General features: G+C 72.4%; 15 protein-coding genes and 1 riboswitch. Of the genes, 11 read left to right on the forward strand and 4 right to left on the reverse strand.

Annotated elements, in window-relative coordinates; translation table 11 throughout:
* Positions 1 to 24: 24 nt before the first annotated feature.
* The 11 genes from ACF09C_RS01830 to ACF09C_RS01880 all read left to right on the forward strand — a co-directional run bounded on the left by ACF09C_RS01830 (position 25) and on the right by ACF09C_RS01880 (position 10,314).
* The gene (locus tag ACF09C_RS01830; RefSeq protein ID WP_392088655.1) at positions 25 to 1,500 is read left to right on the forward strand and encodes an AAA family ATPase; all 1,476 of its coding nucleotides are present in this window, start codon (positions 25 to 27) and stop codon (positions 1,498 to 1,500) included.
* The gene (locus ACF09C_RS01835) at positions 1,497 to 1,955 is read left to right on the forward strand and encodes a cyclic nucleotide-binding/CBS domain-containing protein (protein ID WP_392087497.1); all 459 of its coding nucleotides are present in this window, start codon (positions 1,497 to 1,499) and stop codon (positions 1,953 to 1,955) included. The genes ACF09C_RS01830 and ACF09C_RS01835 overlap by 4 nt, the downstream gene beginning before the upstream one ends.
* Before the next feature lie 613 nt (positions 1,956 to 2,568).
* Positions 2,569 to 3,561, forward strand: coding sequence for a dihydroxyacetone kinase subunit DhaK (gene dhaK, locus ACF09C_RS01840; protein ID WP_392087500.1), 993 nt, complete (start codon positions 2,569 to 2,571; stop codon positions 3,559 to 3,561).
* Between the two features lie 82 nt (positions 3,562 to 3,643).
* Positions 3,644 to 4,243, forward strand: a complete 600-nt coding sequence (dhaL, locus tag ACF09C_RS01845) for a dihydroxyacetone kinase subunit DhaL (protein ID WP_392088658.1) — start codon at positions 3,644 to 3,646, stop codon at positions 4,241 to 4,243.
* The gene (locus tag ACF09C_RS01850; protein ID WP_392087502.1) at positions 4,240 to 4,644 is read left to right on the forward strand and encodes a PTS-dependent dihydroxyacetone kinase phosphotransferase subunit DhaM; all 405 of its coding nucleotides are present in this window, start codon (positions 4,240 to 4,242) and stop codon (positions 4,642 to 4,644) included. Before dhaL ends, ACF09C_RS01850 begins: the two co-directional genes overlap by 4 nt.
* A 72-nt stretch (positions 4,645 to 4,716) precedes the next feature.
* A riboswitch (cobalamin riboswitch) is annotated at positions 4,717 to 4,941 on the forward strand.
* Between the two features lie 28 nt (positions 4,942 to 4,969).
* Entirely contained in the window at positions 4,970 to 5,668 is a 699-nt protein-coding gene (locus tag ACF09C_RS01855) for an energy-coupling factor ABC transporter permease (RefSeq protein WP_392087504.1), read from the forward strand.
* Positions 5,668 to 6,015, forward strand: a complete 348-nt coding sequence (locus tag ACF09C_RS01860) for an energy-coupling factor ABC transporter substrate-binding protein (protein ID WP_392087507.1) — start codon at positions 5,668 to 5,670, stop codon at positions 6,013 to 6,015. Before ACF09C_RS01855 ends, ACF09C_RS01860 begins: the two co-directional genes overlap by 1 nt.
* Positions 6,016 to 6,021: 6 nt before the next feature.
* Positions 6,022 to 6,771 (forward strand): cobalt ECF transporter T component CbiQ, encoded by a 750-nt coding sequence (gene cbiQ, locus ACF09C_RS01865; protein ID WP_392087509.1) that lies wholly within the window; start codon positions 6,022 to 6,024, stop codon positions 6,769 to 6,771.
* The gene (locus tag ACF09C_RS01870) at positions 6,768 to 7,616 is read left to right on the forward strand and encodes an ATP-binding cassette domain-containing protein (protein ID WP_392087511.1); all 849 of its coding nucleotides are present in this window, start codon (positions 6,768 to 6,770) and stop codon (positions 7,614 to 7,616) included. Before cbiQ ends, ACF09C_RS01870 begins: the two co-directional genes overlap by 4 nt.
* Before the next feature lie 98 nt (positions 7,617 to 7,714).
* Positions 7,715 to 9,748, forward strand: coding sequence for an FAD-dependent oxidoreductase (locus ACF09C_RS01875; RefSeq protein ID WP_392087513.1), 2,034 nt, complete (start codon positions 7,715 to 7,717; stop codon positions 9,746 to 9,748).
* A 32-nt stretch (positions 9,749 to 9,780) separates the two neighbouring features.
* Positions 9,781 to 10,314, forward strand: coding sequence for a PadR family transcriptional regulator (locus ACF09C_RS01880; protein WP_392087515.1), 534 nt, complete (start codon positions 9,781 to 9,783; stop codon positions 10,312 to 10,314).
* Positions 10,315 to 10,390: 76 nt separating this feature from the next.
* On the opposite strand, the gene ACF09C_RS01885 is transcribed toward ACF09C_RS01880, so the two are convergent.
* From ACF09C_RS01885 to ACF09C_RS01900, 4 genes are all read right to left on the reverse strand, one after another.
* Positions 10,391 to 11,641, reverse strand: coding sequence for an MAB_1171c family putative transporter (locus tag ACF09C_RS01885; RefSeq protein WP_392087517.1), 1,251 nt, complete (start codon positions 11,639 to 11,641; stop codon positions 10,391 to 10,393).
* Positions 11,642 to 11,655: 14 nt separating this feature from the next.
* Entirely contained in the window at positions 11,656 to 12,186 is a 531-nt protein-coding gene (locus ACF09C_RS01890) for a toxin-antitoxin system, toxin component (protein WP_392087520.1), read from the reverse strand.
* Positions 12,187 to 12,277: 91 nt separating this feature from the next.
* Positions 12,278 to 13,024, reverse strand: a complete 747-nt coding sequence (locus tag ACF09C_RS01895; protein WP_392087523.1) for a hypothetical protein — start codon at positions 13,022 to 13,024, stop codon at positions 12,278 to 12,280.
* Positions 13,025 to 13,080: 56 nt separating this feature from the next.
* Positions 13,081 to 15,003: a heavy metal translocating P-type ATPase gene (locus ACF09C_RS01900; RefSeq protein WP_392087525.1), complete on the reverse strand. Its 1,923-nt coding sequence runs from the start codon at positions 15,001 to 15,003 to the stop codon at positions 13,081 to 13,083.
* Positions 15,004 to 15,057 lie beyond the last annotated feature (54 nt).

Below are 15,057 nucleotides of genomic sequence, written 5' to 3' on the forward strand. Positions count from 1 at the left end.
ACCGGCTCGCTCCCGCGCGCCGAGGTGATCGAGACCCACACCGCAGTCGTACTCTTCGTCGGCGATCGCGCCTACAAGCTCAAGAAGCCGGTCGACCTCACGTTCCTGAACTACACCGCCGTGGCGGCACGGCGGACCGCGTGTGAACGTGAGGTCGCGCTCAACCGGCGCTTCGCGCCCGACGTCTACCTGGGCGTGGGCGAGATCCGTGCCCCACACACAGAGGCACCTGAACCTCTCGTGGTGATGCGCCGTATGCCGGCGGACCGCCGTCTGTCCCGGCTCGTGCGAGAAGGGGCGGACGTCGGCGACTGCCTGCGGGCAGTGGCCCGTCTCCTCGCCACCCGGCACGCGGACGCACCCCGCACAGCGCACGTCGACGCCCAGGGCACGCGGGACGCCCTGTCGTCGCGCTGGGAAGCGAGCTTCGCACAGGTGCGCGACCTGGTGGCCGAAGACATGGCCCTGCCCGACGGCTTGGAGGAGATCGAGAAGCTGGTCCGAAAGTACCTCACCGGCCGGGACCCGCTGTTCGACATGCGCGTCGGGCAGGGCCGTATCGTCGAGGGGCACGGCGACCTGCTCGCCGAGGACATCTTCTGTCTCGACGACGGCCCGCGCGTCCTGGACTGTCTGGAATTCGACGACCACCTCCGCCATGTCGACGGTCTCGACGACGCCGCCTTCCTGGCCATGGACCTCGAACAGCTCGACGCACCGGAGTCGGCGGCCTCTTTCCTCACCTGGTACAGCGAGTACTCCGGCGACCCCGCGCCCCCCTCCCTGCGCCACCACTACGTCGCCTACCGTGCCTTCGTCCGCGCCAAGGTCTCCCTGATCCAGGCACGCCAGGGTGCTCCCGGCGCGGAGTTCGCGGCGCGGCGACTGATCGCGGCGACCCTGCGCCATCTGCGCACGTCCGCCGTCGGCCTGACCCTTGTCGGCGGCCTCCCCGGCAGCGGCAAGTCCACGCTCTCCGGAGCGCTGGCCGACCGCCTGGGTGTCACGCTGCTCAGCAGCGACCGCGTACGCAAGGAACTCGCCGGCATCCCGGCGGACCAGCCCGCCGCCGCCCCGTACGGCGAGGGCCTGTACACACCGGAGTGGACCACCAGGACGTATGCGGCCCTGCTCGATCGCGCATCCGCCCTGCTGTCTTGCGGCGAGTCCGTCGTACTGGACGCCACCTGGTCGAACGCCGCACAGCACGAGGCCGCCCTGCGCATGGCCGAACGCACCAGCGCCGACCTCGTGGCCCTGCACTGTCACGCCCCGGAGGCGACGGCGGCTGCGCGCCTGGAAGCCCGCACGACCGGACCGTCCGACGCGGACGTCGACGTGGCGATCGCCATGGCGGAGCGCGAGTCGCCGTGGACCGAGGCCGTCTCGGTCGACACCAGCGGCCCTCTGGAGGCCGCGGTCGACCGTGCGCTGGCCGCGGTACGCCCGTACGGCACGGGCCCTCTGGTCTTCCGCCGCCCCTACCTGGAGGCGGGATGAAGGTCTCCGAGGTCATGAGCCGTCCGGCGGTCTCCGTTCCTGCAGGGACACTCCTGGGCCAGGTCGCCCGGGAGATGGCCGGGTACGAGGTCGGCTCGGTCCTGGTCACGGAAGGCGGAACGCTCCGCGGCATCGTCACCGACCGGGACCTCGCGGTGCGCGCTGTCGCCCGTGGATGGGACGCCGACGAGAGGGTGGACTCGGTGATGACCTCACCCGTGATCACGGTCGACGTCACCGACGACATCCACGTCGCCTACCGGACCTTCCGCAGGTCCGGGTTCCGTCGCCTGCCCGTCCTCGACGGTCACCGGATCGTCGGTGTCCTTACCGTGGACGACATGCTCATCGACGTCTTCCAGCGCCTGGCGGACCTGCTGGGTCCGATCGCGTGGAGCGTCCTCGATGAACCGCCCGAGCCGCCCTCGGCGAACACGGGACCTAGCGGGACCTGACCGATCCGGTCGGCCACCGTCCTCGTGGCCCCCTGGGCGCCTGGCGTCACAGAACGTCACGGCCAAGAAGCGAGCGGACGGGGAAGCACACGGCTCGACCGCCGGCCTCCCCGCCCCCAAGGGGCGCGGGGGCTCGAACGCGAGGATCTCCTCCGCTGGCAGGGCAGGCAGATGGCCGACGACGGCGACATCGAGCGGCTTGTCACTGTCCTGGGCGGCATCAAGCGCGCCGATACAAGCGATCAGTATGCGCGCTGTTGAGCCGAAGCCTGCGGATACCAACTCCGGGAACCGAGCCCTCCTTGCTGCTGGTCGCACGGCTGGTGGGCCTCCGAGCGCTTCACGGCCGGGCGGGAACGCACTCGCCCGGCTTCAGCCTTGCCCACGTGACCTTCGCGGCGGCAACGTCAATACTGCCGAGGAAGGGAATCACGACCGCCACCCGCCCCTCCGCCATGGCCACCTGACAAACCGTCACACAAGTCAGCGTCAGCTCCGACCGAAGGCGCCAGGAGGCGCCACCCATCGCCAAGATCATCTATCGCGAAGACACAGTCTGACCTGTGAAGACCCAGCGAATACCCTCCTCCGCCAGAATCCCAAGGAGATACCCGTGAGGATGCTGATCAACGTTCCGGAGACCGTCGTCGCCGACGCGCTGCGGGGTATGGCCGCCGCGCATCCCGAGCTCACCGTCGATGTCGAGAACCGTGTGGTGCTGCGGCGGGACGCGCCCGTCGCCGGGAAGGTGGGGCTGGTGTCCGGGGGTGGGTCCGGGCACGAGCCGTTGCACGGGGGGTTCGTGGGGCCCGGGATGTTGGCGGCCGCGTGTCCTGGCGAGGTGTTCACCTCGCCGGTGCCCGATCAGATGGTGCGGGCCGCCGCCGCGGTCGACAGTGGGGCCGGGGTGCTGTTCGTCGTGAAGAACTACACCGGTGACGTCCTCAACTTCGAGATGGCCGCCGAACTCGCCGAGGACGAGGGCATCCAGATCGCCAAGGTGCTGGTGAACGACGACGTGGCCGTGACGGACAGTCTGTACACAGCCGGGCGGCGGGGCACCGGGGCGACGCTCTTCGTGGAGAAGATCGCCGGGGCCGCGGCCGAGGAGGGGGCGCCGCTGGAGCGGGTCGAGGCGATCGCGCGGCGGGTGAACGAGCGGTCGCGGAGCTTCGGTGTGGCGCTGAGCGCCTGCAGCACGCCCGCCAAGGGCAGTCCGACGTTCGAACTACCCGAGGGAGAGCTGGAGTTGGGGATCGGTATTCATGGTGAACCCGGGCGCGAGCGGCGGGCGATGATGACCTCGCGCGAGATCGCCGACTTCGCCGTCGACGCCGTCCTCGAGGACCTGCGACCCTCCGGGCCTGTGCTCGCCCTGGTGAACGGGATGGGTGCCACGCCGCTGCTCGAACTGTACGGATTCAACGCCGAGGTGCAGCGAGTGCTGGCCGAGCGCGGCGTGCCCGTCGCCCGCACGCTGGTCGGCAACTACGTGACCTCGCTCGACATGGCCGGTTGCTCGGTGACCCTCTGCGAGGCCGACGAGGAACTGCTGCGGCTCTGGGACGCGCCCGTGCAGACGGCCGCCCTGCGCTGGGGTCGGTGAGGGCGGGATGTCCGAGATGAACGAGGAAGCGAGCCGGCGAGGGAGCCGGGGCGTGAACGACGAGACCGACGACGGCGGGGAGCTGTTCGACGGCGCCTTCTTCCGTCGCTGGCTGGCCGCGGCCGCCGGCGCCGTCGAGCGCGAGGCCGACCGGCTCACCGAGCTCGACTCGGCGATCGGCGACGCCGACCACGGCGCCAATCTGAAGCGGGGGTTCGCCGCCGTGACGGAGGTCCTGGACAAGGAGCTGCCGGAGACCCCGGGGGCCGTACTCGTCCTGGCCGGGCGGCAGTTGATCTCCACCGTCGGCGGCGCGTCCGGGCCGCTCTACGGGACGATGCTGCGCCGCACCGGCAAGGCGCTCGGCGAGGCCGGAGCGGTGACGCGGGAGGAGCTTGCGGCGGCGCTGACCGCAGGGGTCGCCGGCGTCGCTCAGCTGGGCGGTGCCAAGCCCGGCGACAAGACGATGCTGGACGCGCTCGTGCCCGCGGCCGAGGCGCTCGGCGACTCGTTCGCCGCCGCCCGGGACGCGGCCGAGGCCGGTGCCCTGGCGACCGTACCCCTGCGGGCGCGCAAGGGCAGGGCGAGCTATCTGGGCGAGCGCTCGATCGGGCACCAGGACCCCGGGGCGACCTCGTCGGCGCTGCTGATCGCCGCGCTCGCGGAGGTGGCCGCCGCATGACCGGTCAGGTGGGCATCGTGCTGGTCTCGCACAGCGCGGCGGTGGCCGACTCCGTGGCCGAGCTGGCCCGGGGGCTGGCGGGATGTGGGGCGACCGCGCCGGTCGCCGCCGCCGGAGGCACCCCGGACGGAGGGCTCGGCACCAGCTCCGAGCGGATCGTCGAGGCGGCGAAGGCGGTCGACGGGGGCGCCGGGGTGGCTCTCCTCGTCGACCTCGGGAGCGCAGTCCTGACGGTGAAGGCACTGCTCGCCGAGGGCGACGAGCTGCCCGAGGGGGCGCTGCTGGTGGACGCGCCCTTCGTGGAGGGCGCCGTCGCCGCGCTCGTGACGGCGAGCGCGGGCGGCGACCTGGACGCGGTGTCGGCCGCGGCGGCGGAGGCGTACACGTACCGGAAGGAGTGAGCGCGCACCAGGGGCAGGAGAGGCGGGCAGGGGGCGCGCGGGAGATGTGTCACACACCGTCCCGGAGTGCCCCCGTGTTGTGATGTACCTGGTCAACCCACTAATGTCACAGCGCCTTGGTGTACGGGAAACCGGTGCGGTACCGGTGCGGCCCTCGCCACTGTGATCGGGAAGTCCGGCTCCATCCCTCCGGGGAAGCCACTGGACCGCTGCGGGAGACCGCGGTGGTGTGGGAAGGCGGAGCCGCGGCGGCATGACCCGTCAGCCAGGAGACCGGCCAAGGTGCGTTGTCCATCCACGAGGTGCTGGAGAGGGTCTCCCAACCATGCATATAGCCGAGGGGTATCTGCCCCCTGTGCACGCGGCCGCCTGGGGCGTCGCGTCCGCTCCCTTCGTCGTCCACGGCGTCCGCGCGCTGACCCGTGAGGTCAAGGCCAACCCCGAGTCCACCCTGCTGCTCGGCGCGTCCGGCGCGTTCACCTTCGTCCTGTCGGCCCTCAAGATCCCGTCGGTCACGGGCAGTTGCTCGCACCCGACCGGTACGGGCCTGGGCGCGATCCTGTTCCGCCCGCCCGTGATGGCGGTCCTGGGCACGATCACCCTGCTGTTCCAGGCGCTGCTGCTGGCGCACGGCGGGCTCACGACGCTCGGGGCCAACGTGTTCTCGATGGCGATCGTCGGGCCGTGGGCCGGATTCGGTACGTACTGGCTGCTGCGCCGGTTCGACGTGCCGCTCATGGTGAGCGTGTTCTTCGGCGCGTTCGTCGCCGACCTGTCGACGTACTGCGTCACCAGCGTCCAGCTCGCGCTGGCCTTCCCCGACCCGGGCAGCGGTGTGCTCGGGGCGCTGGCCAAGTTCGGTTCCATCTTCGCCGTCACGCAGCTGCCGCTCGCCGTCAGCGAGGGTCTGCTCACCGTGCTGGTCATGCGGCTGCTCACGCAGTCCAGCAAGGCCGACCTGACCAGGCTCGGGGTCCTGCTCCCGTCCCGCAAGAAGAACGAGAAGGCGGAGGCGAGCGCCTGATGAGCCGGAACGCGAAGATCAACTCCCTGCTCCTGCTCGTCGTCGCGGCCCTTGCGGTGCTCCCGCTGGTTCTGGGTCTCGGCGACCACAAGGAGGAGCCGTTCGCCGGGGCAGACGCCGAGGCGGAGGCGGCGATCACGGAGATCGCCCCGGACTACGAGCCGTGGTTCAGCCCGCTCTACGAGCCGGCGTCCGGCGAGATCGAGTCGGCACTGTTCGCCCTGCAGGCCGCGCTCGGCGCGGGTGTGCTGGCGTACTACTTCGGTGTGCACCGGGGCCGCAAGCAGGGGGAGGCGCGCGCCAAGGCGAAGGCGCTGCGGTCGGCGTCGTCCGGCGACGACGTCTAGCCGCCGGTGCTGCCGATCGACGCGGCGGCGCACAGCAGTCGCTGGCGCCGCCGTCACCCGTGCGAGAAAGCCGCGCTCGGCTTCGGGCTCACGCTGTGCGCGGTCTGTCTGCCGCCGTGGCCGGGTGCCGTCCTGGTCGCGGCGGCGACCCTCGCCGTCCTGCTCGGTCCCGCGGGGGTGCCGGGGCGTCAGCTGTGGCGCGCGTTCCGCATCCCGCTGGGCTTCTGTGTGACCGGCGCGGTCCCGCTCCTCTTCGAGGTGGGCGGGGCGCGGGGTCTCGTCGTGCTCGCTCAGGACGGCCCGGTCCATGCCGGTGAGCTGCTGCTGCGGACCTCGTCGGCGTCCCTGGGCGTGCTGCTGTTCGCCTTCACCACGCCCGTGTCGGACGTGCTGCCCCGGCTCGTGCGGGCGGGGGTGCCGGCGCCGGTGGTGGACGTGGCGCTGGTGATGTACCGGATCAGTTTTCTCCTTCTGGATTCCCTATCCAAAATCCGACAGGCGCAGGCGGCCCGCCTCGGGCTGACGACGCGGGCGGCGACCTGGCGTTCGCTCGCCGGGCTCGGCGCGACCTCGTTCGTCCGCGCCTTCGACCGGGCCCAGCGGCTGCAGTCCGGGCTCGCCGGGCGGGGCTACGACGGGACGCTGCGCGTCCTGGTGCCCGAGGCGGCGGTCTCGGGCCGGTTCCTCGCCTCGACGGCCGCCCTGCTCACCGGGCTCGTCGCCCTCACCCTCGTCCTGGAAAGGTCACTGCCGTGAGTCCCGCACCCCCTGTCGTGGAGCTGGTGAAGGCCACGTTCGCCTACGAGGACGGGCCGCTGATCCTCGACGGCGTCGACTTCGCCGTGCCGGAGGGCCGGGCGCTCGCGCTGCTCGGCCGCAACGGCGGCGGCAAGACGACGCTGCTGCGGCTGCTGAGCGGGGGCCTGCGCTGCGGCGGCGGGGCCCTCCGGCTCGACGGTACGGAGGTGTCGTACGACCGGAAGGGGCTGACGCGGCTGCGGACGACCGTGCAGCTGGTGGTCCAGGACCCGGACGACCAGCTGTTCGCCGCGTCGGTCGGGCAGGACGTGTCGTTCGGCCCGATGAACCTCGGACTTCCGGAGGAGGAGGTACGGCTCCGGGTGCGCGAGGCACTGGAGGCGCTGGACATCGTCGCGCTGGAGGACCGCCCGACGCATCTGCTGTCGTACGGGCAGCGGAAGCGGGCCGCGATCGCGGGCGCCGTGGCGATGCGCCCGCGGGTCCTGATCATGGACGAGCCGACCGCGGGGCTCGATCCGCACGGGCAGGAACGGCTCCTGGAGGTGCTCGGCAGGCTGCGCGACGCGGGCACGACGGTGGTGATGGCGACGCACGACGTCGACCTGGCGCTGCGCTGGGCGGACGAGGCCGCCGTCCTCACCCCGGAGGGCCTGCGGACCGGGCCGATCGAGGAGCTGCTCGCCGACGACGCGCTGCTCGACGCGGCGCGGCTGCGGCGGCCGTGGGGCATGGCGGTCACCCGTCTCCTCCGGGCTCACGGCCTGCTCGGCCCGGACGTGCCCGGTCCGCGTACGGCGGAGGAGCTGGCAGTGTGGGCCGAGACGGCGGTTACCGAGTAGTAGCGCAGATCACTCGACCAGCCTTCTGCAACTAGTTGCATAACGGGGGCGGGGTCACTTAGAACAGGGGTGACGATCCTGCGCGAGGAGGCGCCCCCATGAACCCGACCCCGGCTGCGACCCCGTACCCGCACCTGCTGAGCCCGCTCGACCTCGGGTTCACCACCCTGCCCAACCGGGTGCTCATGGGCTCCATGCACGTCGGTCTCGAAGAGACCGAGAACGGGTTCGCGCGCATGGCCGCCTTCTACGCCGAGCGCGCCCGCGGCGGTGTCGGGCTCATCGTGACCGGCGGCATCGCCCCGAACGAGGCGGGCCGCCCGTGGGACGGCGGGGCCAAGCTGACCACCGAGGAGGAGGTCGCCGAGCACCGGCAGATCACCGACGCGGTGCACGCCGAGGGCGGGCGGATCGCGATGCAGATCCTGCACTTCGGCCGGTACGCCTACCACCCCGGGCTCGTCGCCCCGAGCGCGATCCAGGCACCGATCAGCCCCTTCGTACCGAACGAGCTGACCGACGCCGAGGTCGAGCGGACGGTGGAGGACTACGCCCGCTGCGCCGAGCTCGCCAAGGAGGCCGGGTACGACGGCGTCGAGGTCATGGGCTCCGAGGGCTACCTCATCAACGAGTTCATCGCGGCCGCCACCAACCACCGTACCGACCGCTGGGGCGGCAGCTACGCCAACCGCGTGCGCTTCCCGCTGGAGATCGTCCGCCGGATCCGCGAGCAGGTCGGCGAGGACTTCATCGTCATCTACCGCCTCTCCATGCTGGACCTGGTCCCGGGGGGCTCCACGCTGGAGGAGGTCGTCTCCCTCGCCAAGGAGATCGAGGCCGCCGGCGCGTCCATCATCAACACCGGCATCGGCTGGCACGAGGCCCGCATCCCGACCATCGCGACCTCCGTCCCGCGCGGCGCCTACACCTGGGTCACCCAGAAGCTGATGGGCTCGGTGAACATCCCGCTCGTCACCAGCAACCGCATCAACACCCCCGAGGTCGCCGAGCGGATCCTCGCCGAGGGCCGCGCCGACATCGTCTCCATGGCCCGCCCCTTCCTGGCCGACCCCGACTTCGTCGCCAAGGCCGCCGCCGACCGCGCCGACGCCATCAACACCTGCATCGGCTGCAACCAGGCCTGCCTCGACCACACCTTCAGCCTGAAGATCACCTCCTGTCTGGTGAACCCGCGCGCCTGCCACGAGACCGAACTGGTCCTCTCCCCCACCCGGCTCGCCAAGCGGATCGCCGTCGTCGGCGCGGGACCGGCCGGTCTCGCCTTCTCCGTCTCCGCCGCCGAACGCGGCCACGCGGTCACCCTGTTCGACGCGGCGGACGAGATCGGCGGCCAGCTGAACATCGCCAAGCGCGTCCCCGGCAAAGAGGAGTTCGACGAGACCCTCCGCTACTACCGCGTCCAGCTGGACGCGCGCGGCGTCGACGTCCGGCTGAACACCCCGGTCTCCGCCGGCGACCTGGAGGGGTACGACGAGATCGTCGTCGCCACCGGCGTCACGCCGCGCACCCCGGAGATCGAGGGCGTCGACCACCCGAGCGTCGTCAGCTACCTCGACGTCCTGCGCGACGGCGCGCCCGTCGGCGAGCGCGTCGCGATCCTCGGCGCCGGCGGCATCGGCTTCGACGTCGCCGAGTACCTCACCGACGGCGGCGAGGGGGCGAGCCAGGACCCCGAGACGTACTTCAAGCAGTGGGGCGTCGACACCTCGTACGAGAGCCGCGGCGGGCTGCGTGCCCCGGAGCGGCCCCGGCCGCCGCGCCAGGTCCACCTGCTCCAGCGCAAGACCTCCAAGGTCGGCGCCGGCCTCGGCAAGACCACCGGCTGGATCCACCGCGCGGAGATGAAGCACCGGGGCGTCACGATGGTCGCGGGCGTGGCGTACGAGCGGATCGACGACGAGGGCCTGCACCTCACCGTCGACGGCGAGTCGCGGATCGTGCCCGTCGACACCGTCGTCCTGTGCACCGGCCAGGAGCCGCGGCGCGGTCTGTACGAGGAGCTGCTCGCCGCGGGCCGTACGGCGCACCTCATCGGCGGCGCCGACGTGGCCGCCGAACTGGACGCCAAGCGCGCGATCGACCAGGGCACGCGGCTCGCGGCCACCCTGTGATCGCGTCGGCGGGCCGAATCTAGGATGCGGGCATGTCCCTCCCGCACGCGATCCTCACGGCGCTGCTCGAGAAACCGTCCTCCGGCCTCGAACTGACGCGCCGCTTCGACCGGTCGATCGGCTACTTCTGGTCGGCCACGCACCAGCAGATCTATCGCGAGCTGGGCAAGCTGGAGCAGGCGGGGCACATCAGGGCCCTGCCCGCTCCGGTGCCGGCGCGTGGCCAGAAGAAGGAGTACGAGGTGCTGCCCGCGGGCCGCACCGAGCTGGCCGACTGGGTCGCCCGTACCGAGGACCCCAAGCCGCTCCGCTCCGCCCTCCTGCTCCGGATGCGCGCGGCGGCGGTGGTCGGGGCACCGGGCATGCGCGCGGAGCTGCGCCGCCATCTCGATCTGCACCAGAGCCAGTTGGACGAGTACCTGGCGATCGAGGTCAGGGACTTCCCGGCCGCCCGCAGGGAGACCGAACCCGACCGGCTGCGCCATCTCGTCCTGCGGGGCGGGATCGACCTGGAGCGCTTCTGGGTGGAGTGGCTGACGCGGGCGCTGGCCGAGCTGGAGGGTTGAGCGGGTCACGGCCCTGCGGACTCCGCACGTGCCAAGTGGGCCCGTCCCTGAGCTTCCGACGAGGGGGTGGGCCGCGCTACGGCCCGCCCCCGACGGGGGACACGGGGGACGACTCCGTATCCGGGGCTACGGGGGTACCCACGGACACGGCAGGCACCGCGGGCATGGCGCGGGAGACACCGACCAGGAGGTCGCGGTACTCGGCTTCGGCGGCGCGCAACGCCCGGGCCGCCGCCGCGGCCTCCTCCTTGTCTGCGGGCCCACCGAGGGCACGGGCGGCGGCCGCCGCCTTGAACATGGCGGCCAGGCCGGTCGCGACGCTCTCGGCCTCGGTCGCTCCGCCGGCCCGGGCCCGCGCGCAGGCGTCGGCGCGCACCTCCTGCGAGCAGTACGCCAGAAGCTCCAGCGTCCGGTCGTGGATGTCGGTCATGCGGTCCGTGAGGCGCCGGCCGGGGCCCGCGTACCACGGGGTGGTGAGCCGCACCCTGGTCCGGCGATCGGCCGGGCACCTGACGGCGCGCCACAGCGGGCCGAGGGCCCGGAGGGTCCTCAGGGGCACGATCACTCGCTCCGCCAGCCAGGGTCCGACGACCGGGATCAGGAAACCGAGGGCCACGAGGAGGGATCCGAGGGCGGCGAAGGACACGCCCACGCGGTTGATCGGTCTGCCGTCGCGGCCCAGCCAGACGACGACGATCGCGACGAAGTTCGCCACACCGTAGGTGAGGTGGGTCAGGAACCCGGCACCGAGGAAGCTCAGCCCGAGGCGGAGCGAGGCACCCGTCGCCGTCCGCCATTCGCGGCCACCCCAGTGGATGTCCCGCGCCCAGTTCCAGCACGTGGCGGCCGCCAGGGCGGCCGTCGTCGTGGTCGTGGTGAGGCAGAGCAGCATCATCTCGCGGATGAAGGGGGTGGTGGCGTAGTAGGTCTCGAAGCCCCGCGTCCGTTCCACCGGTGCGTCGCCCAGGGCGAAGAGGCCGACGAGAAGAATCGCGACGACGACATGGCTCGCGATGTAGAACCGGACCCTGCGGTGGGTGCAGGGCTTCGACCGCGTGTCCTCCCGCCAGTTCTCCAGAAGGACCAGGCAGGCACACGCGTACGCGCAGAGCAGGCAGTAGACGAGGACCACGGAGAAGTTGCTGACGCCGGTCATCTCGTTGACGGCCACGATCGTGGGCGGTGCGGAGAAGAAGAAGGCCGCGGCCTGCAGGAAGATCGTGGTGTTGGCGCTGCGGACGACAGGGTTGCGCCAGTGCTTCACCAGGGAGGGAAACTTGACGACCAGGACGAGGGCGAGCGCCGCGACGGGGATGTAGAGGTTCACGTTGCGACGAACCCTCAGCCCTTGAGTGACGCCCAGATGCGGCCGGTGACACCCGCGGCTTGTCGCGTGCCCTGCCCGCCCTCCAGGTAGGGCCTGACCTTGCCGGCGAGCATGCGGCCGAACGTCTCGGCACGGCGCTCCTCCGCGAGGTCCGGCTCCGTACGGGCGGCGACGTGCCTGACGGCGTCGCTCAGGCTCCAACGGTCACCCAGCATGCGCGCCGCGGCCGGCGCGCCGGCGGCGCCGCCGTGACCGCGGTGGCCTTCCTTGAGGTGCCACAACTCGTGCCCGAGGATGACGATCTGATGCAGGGGCGAGGTGTTCGCCTCAAGGGCGATGAGGTCGTAGTCGCCCATGTCCAACCAGAGTCCGGTCACCGTCTCCGGCGGGAACTCCTCCAGCATCAGGCGGACTTCGCGGCCCTTGAGCTTCGCCGCGCTCGCGCAGATGGCGTTCAGGAGCTCCACCGGTCCTGCCGCGGGCGGCTCCCCCAGACCCGCGCAGAGCTCGTCACGATGGCGCTTCATCTGACGCGAGACCAGCACCGGTGCCCCCTTGATCGATCCCGACACACAGCCCCCGCGCGTCGTTCGTTGTGCGTTACCGCTGCTCAGCCACGGTTTCGGTCAGCCGTGATCAACCGACGCCATTGTGCCCCACTCCCGGTTCGAGGGCCGCGCGGGTCTCCCGTGCGCGCTCCTCGCGGGAGCGCCGGGCGACGGATTCGATCAGCGCGATCAGCGGCTGGGCGGTGTCGTCGGGTACGTCGACGAGGGCCCGGGCCGCGAAGGCGACGACGCCGAGCTCGGGGTCCACCCCGCCCGTGGGCACCCCGTTGCGCAGCCGCTGGAGGTCCTGGTCCTGGCGCTCCACGGTCCGCTCCAACAGGTCCTTGTGGATCTGCTGGAGGACGCGGTCCAGGGCCTCGGCGGGTTCGGCGACCAGGAACTCGATCTTCTCCCCGAAGAACGCGGCGATGCCGGCGGCGTGGTCGAGGTTCGGCACCTTGCCGGTCTTGATCATCTTGTCGAGCCACTGCGCGCTGGTCCCGACGGCGGTGGCGATCTCCGCGAGCGAGTGGGGCCGTCTGATGCCCGAAACGGCCGTCCTCATCCGGGTCGCGCGCAGGAAGAGGATGCGTTCGAGCACGCGACGGTGGCGTGCCTCGACCGCGTCCGCGCCGGCTGCCCCTGACCCGGCCGGGTCGAGCGGTTCGCCGCGCAGCAGCTTCTCGACGTCCACCACCGGCACTCCGGAGGCGTACGAGAGCCCGCCGTCGCCCTGCACCCGCAGGACGTCCCCGCGGTTCAGGCCGATGCGGTCCAGCAACCCGTCGATCCGGCGCACCGTGCCCATCAGGTCCGGAGCAGGTCCCTCAGCCACACACACTCCCGGGGTCGTTGAACGAGGCCGCTCAAGGCTAGCAATGCCCGTAGGTGTCATCGCCGCGGCATCCGCGTTCGGGGCTGCCCCTCGTCGGCCGCCCTGCGCCAGGCCGCGTCGCGCAGCAGGCGCAGGCCGTTGAGGCCCACCAGGACGGTCGAGCCCTCGTGGCCGGCCACGCCGAGCGGGAGCGGCAGGTGGCCCACCAGGTCCCAGACGACCAGGGCGGCGATACAGCTGCCCGCGATCACCAGGTTCTGGACGACCAGGCGGCGGGCGCGGCGGGAGAGGGCCACGACGGCGGGGACGGCGGCCAGTTCGTCGCGTACGACCACGGCGTCCGCGGTCTCCAGGGCCAGGTCGGAGCCGGCCCGGCCCATGGCGATGCCGCTGTGGGCGGCGGCCAGGGCGGGGGCGTCGTTGACGCCGTCGCCCACCACCAGGACCCGGGCGCCGGTCCGCTCCCACTCCCGTACGACCGCGACCTTGTCCTCGGGCAGCAGCCCGGAGCGGACGTCGGTGATACCGGTCCGCTCGGCGATCCGGGCCGCCGCGCCCGCGTTGTCGCCGGTCAGGAGGGTGGGCGTGACGCCGGTGAGGCGGGTCAGGGCGGCGACGGCCTCGGGGGCGCCGTCGCGGAGCCGGTCGGCGAGGGCGAGCACGGCGACGCGGGTGCCGTCGACGAGGACCTCGACGGCGGTGTCGGCGTGTTCGCCCGGCGCCCGGCGCACCCGTACCTCCCGCCCCTCGACCGTCGCCCGTACGCCGTCGCCGGGGATCGAGGCGAAGTCGCTCGCCTCGGGAACGCGCAGCCCACGCGCGCGTGCGGCGGCCACCACGGCGCGGGCCAGCGGGTGTTCGCTGGGCAGTTCGGCCGCGGCGGCGAGGGCGAGCGCCTCCTCGTCCCCCTCGACGCCGGTGACGCGCGGCGCGCCCTCGGTCAGGGTGCCGGTCTTGTCGAGCGCGACCCGGTCGACCGTGCCCAGGCGTTCCATGACCACGGCCGACTTCACGAGGACGCCGTGCCGGCCGGCGGTCGCGATGGCGGAGAGCAGGGGCGGCATGGTGGCGAGGACGACCGCACAGGGCGAGGCCACGATCATGAAGGTCATGGCGCGCAGCAGGGTGGGGGTCAGCTCGGCGCCGAGGGCGAGCGGGACGGCGAAGAGCGCGAGGGTGGCGACGACGACGCCGACGGAGTAGCGCTGTTCGATCTTCTCGACGAAGAGCTGGATGGGCGCCTTGGTGGCGCTCGCCTCCTCGACGAGGGCGACGATCCGGGCGACGACGGAGTCGGCCGCGTCCTTGTCGACCCGTACCCGCAGCGCGCCCGTGCCGTTGAGGGTGGAGGCGAAGACCTCGTCGCCCGGCGCCTTGGGGGCGGGCAGCGGCTCGCCGGTGATGCCGGCCTGGTCGACGTCGCTCGCGCCGTCGAGCACGGTGCCGTCGGCGGGCAGTCGCTCCCCCGGCCGTACGAGGACGGTGTCGCCGACCCGCAGGTCGGCGACGTCCACCGGCTCCTCGGTCCCGGCGGCCGTGAGGCGTACCGCCCGCGCGGGTGCGAGGTCGAGCAGTCCGCGCACGGAGTCGGCGGTGCGGCGGGTGGCGAGCGCCTCCAGGGCGCCGGAGACGGCGAAGATGACGATGAGCAGCCCGCCGTCGAGGTACTGGCCGATCGCCGCGGCGCCGAGGGCGGCGACGACCATGAGCAGGTCGACGTCGAGGGTCTTCTCCCGCAGTGCGGCGAGCCCTTCCCGGCCGGGTTCCCAGCCGCCGGCGGCGTAGCAGACCGCGTAGAGCGGCCCCCAGGCCCAGGCGGGGGCTCCGGCCAGGTCGAGGGGCAGGGCGAGGAGGAAGGCGAGGGCGGACAGCGCGGCCCAGCGGACCTCCGGCAGGGCCCACGCGCGCGTGCGCCGGGGTGACGGCCCGGCCTTGTCGGGGGACGCGGCGGTCCGCGCGTCGAGCACCGGGGAAGCCATGGGCGGGCACCTCTTCGATCGTGGGGCAGGGCGGTGACGGGGTCGGTCGGCGGG

This window comes from Streptomyces sp. NPDC014870 (genome assembly GCF_043081505.1).
Taxonomy (GTDB): Bacteria; Actinomycetota; Actinomycetes; order Streptomycetales; family Streptomycetaceae; genus Streptomyces.

Coding starts and splice junctions, on each gene's coding strand:
- ACF09C_RS01880 (WP_392087515.1), top strand. CDS start 9,781: ATGTCCCTCCCGCACGCGATCCTCACGGCGCTGCTCGAGAAACCGTCC.
- ACF09C_RS01835 (WP_392087497.1), top strand. CDS start 1,497: ATGAAGGTCTCCGAGGTCATGAGCCGTCCGGCGGTCTCCGTTCCTGCA.
- ACF09C_RS01900 (WP_392087525.1), bottom strand. CDS start 15,003: ATGGCTTCCCCGGTGCTCGACGCGCGGACCGCCGCGTCCCCCGACAAG.
- ACF09C_RS01860 (WP_392087507.1), top strand. CDS start 5,668: ATGAGCCGGAACGCGAAGATCAACTCCCTGCTCCTGCTCGTCGTCGCG.
- ACF09C_RS01850 (WP_392087502.1), top strand. CDS start 4,240: ATGACCGGTCAGGTGGGCATCGTGCTGGTCTCGCACAGCGCGGCGGTG.
- ACF09C_RS01875 (WP_392087513.1), top strand. CDS start 7,715: ATGAACCCGACCCCGGCTGCGACCCCGTACCCGCACCTGCTGAGCCCG.
- ACF09C_RS01855 (WP_392087504.1), top strand. CDS start 4,970: ATGCATATAGCCGAGGGGTATCTGCCCCCTGTGCACGCGGCCGCCTGG.